This window comes from Parasutterella sp. (assembly GCF_057870745.1).
The window spans coordinates 1-8,138 of the sequence record NZ_DBMALT010000071.1 but is presented as its reverse complement, the minus strand read 5'-3'; the positions used below and the strand labels follow the sequence as shown (position 1 = coordinate 8,138).

Below are 8,138 nucleotides of genomic sequence, written 5' to 3'. Positions count from 1 at the left end.
TCTGCATCTCTATTACACGGACTACTACAAGAATCATCAAGTAGAGGCTTTGATGAGCACCCTGAAGTCCTTAGAAAAGAAACTTTCTCTGGAGGAAAAAATAAAAGATCCGGCCCTTGAAGAATTGGCCCAGCTCTGTTTCGATGTGAAAAAGACACCGGTTCGAGGTGTGAGAGTTACACCTAAATTAGAACAAATCTCTGAGCTGAGGAATGTCGATGCGGGCTACTTCGCCATCCTCAGCACGCAGTTTAAAAATCCCAACGACGCATTGATCGCCTATAAACTTCGTGACGGAGTGGAAAAGAGATTTGATGACCTCAAGAATGATGCCGACTTGAAACGGCTGAGAATGCATTCTTGCCATACCCGGCAGTCGCGCCTATTTGTACAGTTTATCGCCGAAATTCTGAGGTGTTACTTACTTAACGAGATTCAGTCCAACGGTGAAATGCCAAAATATGTCAAAACCGTCACCGGCTTGCTTGATGAAGTGGCATCCATCAGAAGAGTTTCTATCGGGAACCATCGTAAATTTTATAAGCGTCCCACGAAGCATCAACTGCAAATCATGCAAGCTTTAGGAGTACGACTAAACCCTAATCAATGGCCCTCGCTCTCTGACTTGAAAGATACCCAAAGCTAGAATTTACGTTACAAAACTAAAAGGGCCACTAACGTTCCGATCCTAAGAATTTTGGGGACGTTTTCGTAGCAATTAAACTTCTTTCCATCGGACGAACTTTCGTTCTTCTAGGGAGAAAACTAAGGCAACTTTGATCAGATTTCCTGATGAAGAATCGTTACCATATCCCTTAAGTTTCAGTTGTTCGCCAGCTTCTCCGAGTTTTTTATCTAGGTCGTCTTGATCCCGAGAAACCTTAAATTCTAGGATCCAATGCCTGTTGTTAACTTTCACTTCCAAATCACTGCGCCCGTGAGCGGTATGGTGCTCTACTTTTGGCTCTAATCCAGCACCTGCTAAATAAACTTGAGTAAATGCTCTGACAGAGGCTTCATCTCTTACCGGATATCGCTGATAATCAATTGCTGCAAAAAGACGATTAAAGATATGGACAAGCGCCTCGGCTGATTCTTCCGACAAAACTTTAACAATTGGACCAGCTCCAACTTGTCCGGCGCTTCTACCTGTCAAGAGGTGCTCTACGTACAGTTGCCCCATAGACTTCTTTACTTCAAGATTTGGATAATCTAGAAAAACGGTATCTCCATACTTGACCGCTTTGATGGTTAAGTAGCCTGTCTGGGTAAGAAGTGCTAAGTCAGACAAAGATTCCAGACTGGAACTTCCGGACAATGATGACAAGGAAACGAATTTATCTCTTCCGTATTCTTCCGGATCCCTCATAGAGTCCGACTTCAAACTATCCATGAGAGCAGAAGCTTTACCACCGCTTTCGAACCAATAATCCAAGAGGTCATTCCTTGGCGATGCTAAGAAATTGAGAAAGGACCACGGAGCTAAAACTTTTTCTGTTGCCATTCTTTCAAAGCAAAATCCGCCATATTGCTTAATTACCTTCTTTAAAAGTTCTGAAACTGGCAAATTCAAGACTTGAGAAGCAGCCTCCAAATACGGGTAAAAATATTCCTCTACCTCACCTCTTGTGAAACCTAAGAGCTCGCCAAATTCCGTATCCAGAGAAATATCAGACAACTCCTGAACTTCGGAAAAAAGATGCCCCTTGTTAAAGTTGACAATGCCGGTAATGAAAACAAACCTCAGCGCGTCATCGTTAGATTTCAGAACGGCGTAGAAATCTGAAAGAGCAACCTGAACACTGTTGAAAAGTTCAGGATTATTCAAACAAGAGGTTAGGGGCGTGTCATACTCGTCTACAAGGAGAACTAATGAGTTAGGTTCTTGTTTCTTGAGCCATACAGACAATTGCTTGAAAATCGAAGATCCGGCTTGGTCATAGCGAAAACCGAATGAGGAGAAATTGTCTATTAAGCGATCTCGTAAATCATCCCTGAATTTCTTCAAACCAAAGTCGGGTCTCATTTCCGAAAAATCCAGCCGAACGACGTTGTAAATCTTTTTCTCTATCCAAAGTTTTTCAATGGCTAGGTCTTTGAAATCTCTCAATCCGAACTTGAACAAGGATTCAAATGTAGAGATCAACAGGGACTTTCCGAATCGACGGGGCCGAACAAAGAGGAATATTCCATTTTGAGAGGCAACCTTGTAGACAAGTGCCGACTTGTCTACATATATCTGGTTTCTAAGCCTTAGCGCCACAAAATCTGAAGTTCCCAGCGGCAGTAACCTTAATTCCTCCATCCTCCTCTCCTAGAGCCTACAGGCCAATTCTAAGAGAAAACTACCGTGAGTCAGAGCCGGCGTCTCTATGCCTTCTGGCAAACTCCGTAGACATTTTTGCTTTCGAGAAACAAGTTAATCGTTCCAAAATCTCTCTCTAATCATTCTATCTATCATTAAAATAGAACGAAAATCGATATATTTTGGAACGAAAATGTCCATTCTCTTAGATAAAGAATCAAAAGTTCTGTCTTCTCTTTTTAATTCTCCAAAGAGTCTTTCAGAGCTCGCAGACGAATTAGGTGCCGGCTTTTCTAAGACAACCGTTCATCGTTTAGTTTCGTCTTTGACAAAAGACGGAAAAGTCGTTTCTAGCGGTGCCGGGAGATCTGCCAAGTATGAAGTAACAAACTTAGGAAGATTGTTTAATCCGCGAGTTCCAGAGGAATATTTCCGAAAAGAACAGGATGACCGTCAAGCGTTGACTTCCTTTAACTTTGATTTGTTTGACACGTTAAGGAGTCATGATCTTTTCTCTCAGGAAGAAATGAGAACACTCGTTGAACGACAAAGAGAGTTCAAAGAACACTGGAAAGGACTATCGCCTGTACTTCGACAGAAGGAAATGGAGAGATTAGCCATTGATTTATCATGGAAATCATCCCAAATTGAAGGTAACACCTACACGCTGCTTCAAACCGAATCACTTTTCAAAGAAGGAAAACGAGCCAAAGGTAAAATAAAAGAAGAAGCCGCCATGCTTCTAAACCATCAAGCCGCTTTGGACTACGTCCTCAGCCACCCTGATTACTTTGGTGAGCTAAAAGTTGAAAGCATCCTTGAGATTCACCGCTTTCTTACAAAAGGACTTGGAATACCGAACAAAATCCGATCCGGAAGAGTCGGTATTACAGGCACAAATTACAAGCCGTTAAGCGATGCACGTCAAATTCAAAAGGCTCTCCAAGATGTCTGCGATCTCATTAATTTCAAACAAAATATTCTAGAAAAAGCCTTAATCACTCTGCTCTTAATTGCCTACATCCAGCCTTTCGAAGACGGGAACAAAAGAACGGCAAGAATACTTTGCAATGCTTTGCTGCTCGCAAACAAATATTGTCCAATTTCCTTCAGAACCGTTGATCCGGACGATTATCGGTACGCCACATTGCTCTTCTTTGAACAAAACTCTCTTCCTTCTTTCAAGAAAATGTTCATCGAACAGTTTGAGTTTTCAACGGCTAATTACTTCTAAAGAAAGTGCCGACAAGAGCATCTTTTGATTCCGCTTACCAAAAATCTGCAATGCCGCTCAAATTTCGTCCAAAATTTAGACATTCTTACGGCGACTCAACGATCATGGCGAGAACTGAATACGGCACAACCTGGTGGGGCAAACAATGGCTCGAGGCTTTAGGTGATATTGATTACGACAATCGCATACCTCGCGGCAAAACCTACGCCAATACCGGCCGCGTTTTATCCTTCAAAATAGACTCCTCCCGAAGGGTCATCAAAGCCAGAGTTGAAGGCAACTACGATCCTTATTATCGCGTCACGATCGGACTTCCGCCGATCACGCAAGAACAAATCAGCGAGCTGGTAAAGCGAATTGCAGCCTCTCCCTTAATCCTCGCAAAACTGGCCACCCGAAAGCTCGATCCGCAAATACTTTCAATTTGCCGTGAGCTTGGGATTCGCCTTTTCCCGAGACGCTGGTCGGATATGGAGCTTTCTTGCAGCTGTCCTGATTTCGCCGTTCCTTGCAAACATATGGCTGCAGTGATCTACATCATGAGCCGCGAAATTGATGCCAATCCTTTCATTCTCTTCTCTTTGCGTGGAATTGACCTCATCAAAGAATTAGAGAAGGAAGGTGTATCCATCAAAAGAGCTAAGAAAGCCGAGATACCCACTTGGCAGCACTTGCTTAAGAAGAAATATCCTCCTGTAGAACACCTTGAACTGGATACATACACGGTTATATCTGCTGAGGGCCGCAAGGACTGGCTCGAAAAATTTAAACCGCTGGTTTTTCAAAAAATCACTTTCGATGCAGAATCTTTGTTCAAAATTTTGACAGAGCAGCCTGCCGGCTATGTCCAAGGCGACTTAAGAGCTTTGACTGCCAAAGTGTTGAAAAACGCTGCCAAGATTGCCAAAAAACAGATAAATGACGTATCAGAGCGCACGCCTCCCCTATTTGAAGGCGAGCACGAAATGATCTGCATTAACTCCTGGGGCCAAGCTCGAGTGAGCTCAGATCTTTTTTGGAAAGAATTCGACTTAGACAAGAAAGGTCTGGTCAACAGAAAGGTCGGAGAAAAAAGACCGGACGGATCCGTTGTAAGGTATCACGAAATGTTCTCCGGCTACATTAACAGCAAACGACTGGAAGACTCGCCGGAATCTGTTGAAGCACTTTATTACTGCTGGGTGCTCGCATCAAAAATCACTTTGGCCGGCGCCATTGTTCCGCAAATGTATGAACCCGTTCCAAAATGCTTTGCTGTGCGGTGGATTCCGGCGACATCTGATCTAACGATCAAGACTTTAGTCGTCAAACTTGGTAATTTACTCAAAGGTATTGATCGAGAAGTTTTTGACATCCTCAAGTGCCCGGACGAAATCGACGAGCAAACTTTGGGAGAAATTTTCTTAGGAAGTTTCATCCAGAGCTACGTCACCGCAGCTTTCCAGTCAACCTCGGGAACAGATTTGAATGTGTATGAACAGTCTGCGCTCCTCGGCGGCGGCTTTATCGACACCGAAGATGAAGTATCTGCTGAAGCCGCTCGTTTGAGACTGTCTGAATGGCTCAGTTCTTTGACAGTTGCGCGCTCGGAACTTCAGCCGGTGCTGACAATTTCTGAAGACATGCGGCAAAGAAGTGATTTCCCCGGACGGGAGGGACTTCTTTCTGTCAATGTTTTCGATAAAAGTATTACTGAAGAAGAGATTGTCGATGCAAAAATTCTTGATGATGATTTGCTTGAGCCGGAGGAAAAATTCGAACCTCATTTAACAATTAAGCTGGGCTTCAACCTAGAAAACACGAAAGGACGTAATAAGGAGCGCGGCTACTATTCTTTCAACGACTTCCTCACCAACCCGGAACTGGCGGAATACAAGTTTGATGCTATGAAAGTTTCGGCAAAACTTTCCGAACACTGCCCCGAAATCTATGGAATTTTAGAGAATCCTTCAACAGATTCCTCCTTAACTGCGAATAAATTAACTCCTCTTCTTCTTGAGTCGATACCTGCGCTGACGCTTCTCGGTGTTTCTATCATCCTGCCGAAATCATTGCAGAATTTACTTAAGCCGCAAGTTCACTTAGAAGTCGACATGGACGAGGAATGGAAGGGCGGAGGCTTCCTAAGTCTTCTCGGCTTGCTCGACTTTGATTGGACTGTTGCTGTGGGCAACAGAAGAATCACGCCAGAAGAAGAATCCAGCCTCTTTAGCCAGGCAGGCAAAGTGGTTCGTTTCCATGACCATTATGTCTATCTTGATCCGCAAGAGCTGGAAAATATCCGCAAGCGCCTCGGAGGAAAACTTCAAGAGCCCAACAAACTTGCCCTCTTCCGTGCAGTTCTTGCAGGGCAAGCAGAAAAGGCACCTGTATTGTTAGGCGACAAGGTCAAAGAAGCCATCAAAAATCTCTTCAAAGATGTCGATGCTCCTTTGCCTAAATCTGTCAAAGCAAAACTCAGAAACTACCAGGAACGCGGATATCGATGGATGCTGAGAAACATTCAGATCGGTGTCGGCTCCATTCTTGCCGATGACATGGGTCTTGGTAAAACGCTTCAGGTTCTTTCGGTACTTGAAAGCATGCGAACAAGGAAAGAGTTTGATTCGAAGCCGGCTTTGATTATCGTTCCTACTACGCTTCTCACGAACTGGATGAGAGAAGCAGCAAAATTTACGCCTGATCTGCAAATCGTCCCCTTCTATGGTCCGAACCGAAACTTATCCGTGGATGGCGCAGATGCTTACCTGACGACATACGGAACCATTCGGCGTGAGGATGCATTTAAGAAGAAAGATTTCAAATTAGTGATCTTAGATGAAGCTCAAGCAGTAAAGAATCACAAAACTTCTACGTGGAAGTGCGTAAAGGCTCTAAAAACCGAACATCGCATTGCGATGAGCGGTACGCCTGTTGAAAACCGTCTGCTCGAGTATTGGTCCATCATGGAAACCGCCAATCCGGGACTTTTAGGAACCGAGAAAAAATTCAAGAAGGAATACGCAGACCCGATTGAGGTTACCAAAGACAAGGTTGTCGCTGATCAGTTCAAAAAACTCACAGAGCCTTTCATTCTCAGACGATTAAAGTCAGACAAATCCATTATCCGAGATCTTCCGGAAAAGATTGTCAAAGAGGAATACTGCGTTCTCACGCCGGAACAAGCTGCGCTCTATCAGGCTACCGTCGACAAAAATTTAGCGAAATTGAACGCCGGTTTAGGCCAACTGGAAAGAGCCGCCATTGTTATTCAAATGATTCTTCAGCTCAAACAAATCTGCAATGCGCCGATTCAATTTGAGAAGAACTCGCCGTTTAAGGGACCGGAATATTCCGGAAAGATGCAGCAGCTTTTCGGCATCTTAGATGAGTTATTCGAAGCAGACAGAAAGGTTTTGATTTTCACACAGTTTAGACAAATGGGCACCCTCCTGCAAAAGTGGCTGGAAGAAAAGTACGGAAAGAAACCTCATTTCATTCACGGTGGTTTGCCTGTCAGGGAAAGGCAGGAATTAGTGGATTCCTTCCAAAACGACCGAAGCGAAAAAATCATGATTCTTTCGCTGAAAGCAGCCGGTACCGGTCTCAACCTTACCGCCGCCAGCGCCGTGATTCACTACGACTTATGGTGGAATCCGGCGGTTGAAAATCAGGCCACGGACCGAGCTTTCCGAATCGGTCAAAAACAGAATGTCACGGTTTACCGATTCATTACGGCCAACTCCTTTGAGGAAAAGATTAATGACATGCTCGAAAGCAAAAAGGCTCTGGCCGAAATGACGGTGGCCACCGGAGAGCATTGGATTACCGAACTTGACAATAAGCAGCTTCAGGAAATCTTTACGCTCAGCAAACAGCTGTCGGAACCGGATTGACGGAAGCCTAAGACTGAAGTGTCGGGGTCATTAGTAAATTATTGCGGAAATGACTTTTTCGTTGCGATTTATATTAACCGAAACGAAAAACGTTTCATTTTGAACGATTATCAATCTTGAGGGTGCCAAGCCCTTCCATCTAAACAGTTCCGAACTGTTCATCAACTTCCAAACTCTTTGTGGGAGGCACAATTGACCACTCTGTAATCCGCCTTTCGCTTCCAGAAAAAACTAAAGCGATTCTGAGCAGTTCTTTTTCTTCTGTCTGCATTCCGTGGCGGCGTTTCTCCATTTGCTCTACCATCTCTTTCAATAGACGCTTTGGGCCCGAGGCTGAGATACAGCTACCACAGTATTTGAGTTCTAAAACAATATGCCTTTCCCCCGACGTAACTCCTTAATCGCTTCTGCCATGGGCGTTATGACATTCAATCCTAGGAGACAGACCAGACCCTACCATTGCAACTTGCAAAACAGCCCGAAGACTAGCCTCATCTTTGATCGCATAATCCTTGTAATCAATAGACTCCAGCAGCCTGTTAAACATATGAACAAGTGTCTCTGGATTATCTTTTGCAAGCATGGAAGCAAGGTTTCTGACACCCGCTTGCTCTATCGTCTTTCCGCTACTTTAAATCTACAAAAATCTATAAAACAGACCTTTAATTAAATTCCTGTTTCAACCCTGCTGGTTGCCAGACCATTTATTGCTAAATCGTCTAAC

Annotated in this window: 6 protein-coding genes; 3 read left to right on the top strand and 3 right to left on the bottom strand. The window is 44.1% G+C overall.

Annotated features, from left to right (window positions below):
- Window positions 1-646: transposase (locus ACZND6_RS12375; RefSeq protein WP_489524748.1), on the top strand; the 646-nt coding region annotated here is incomplete at its 5' end.
- 72 nt (window positions 647-718) lie between these two features.
- Here the strand turns inward: ACZND6_RS12375 and ACZND6_RS12370 are convergent.
- Entirely contained in the window at window positions 719-2,305 is a 1,587-nt protein-coding gene (locus tag ACZND6_RS12370; protein WP_489524747.1) for an AAA family ATPase, read from the bottom strand.
- A 193-nt stretch (window positions 2,306-2,498) separates the two neighbouring features.
- Here ACZND6_RS12370 and ACZND6_RS12365 point away from each other — a divergent pair, with 193 nt between their 5' ends.
- Both ACZND6_RS12365 and ACZND6_RS12360 read left to right on the top strand, forming a co-directional pair.
- Window positions 2,499-3,539 (top strand): Fic family protein, encoded by a 1,041-nt coding sequence (locus ACZND6_RS12365; RefSeq protein ID WP_489524746.1) that lies wholly within the window; start codon window positions 2,499-2,501, stop codon window positions 3,537-3,539.
- Between the two features lie 104 nt (window positions 3,540-3,643).
- Window positions 3,644-7,414, top strand: a complete 3,771-nt coding sequence (locus ACZND6_RS12360; protein WP_489524745.1) for an SNF2-related protein — start codon at window positions 3,644-3,646, stop codon at window positions 7,412-7,414.
- Window positions 7,415-7,553: 139 nt separating this feature from the next.
- Here the strand turns inward: ACZND6_RS12360 and ACZND6_RS12355 are convergent, their stop codons facing one another.
- Together ACZND6_RS12355 and ACZND6_RS12350 are read right to left on the bottom strand one after the other, a co-directional pair.
- Window positions 7,554-7,718: a hypothetical protein gene (locus tag ACZND6_RS12355; protein WP_489524744.1), complete on the bottom strand. Its 165-nt coding sequence runs from the start codon at window positions 7,716-7,718 to the stop codon at window positions 7,554-7,556.
- Between the two features lie 93 nt (window positions 7,719-7,811).
- On the bottom strand, window positions 7,812-7,997 hold the full coding sequence (locus ACZND6_RS12350) for a hypothetical protein (protein WP_489524743.1): 186 nt from the start codon (window positions 7,995-7,997) through the stop codon (window positions 7,812-7,814).
- Window positions 7,998-8,138: the final 141 nt, after the last annotated feature.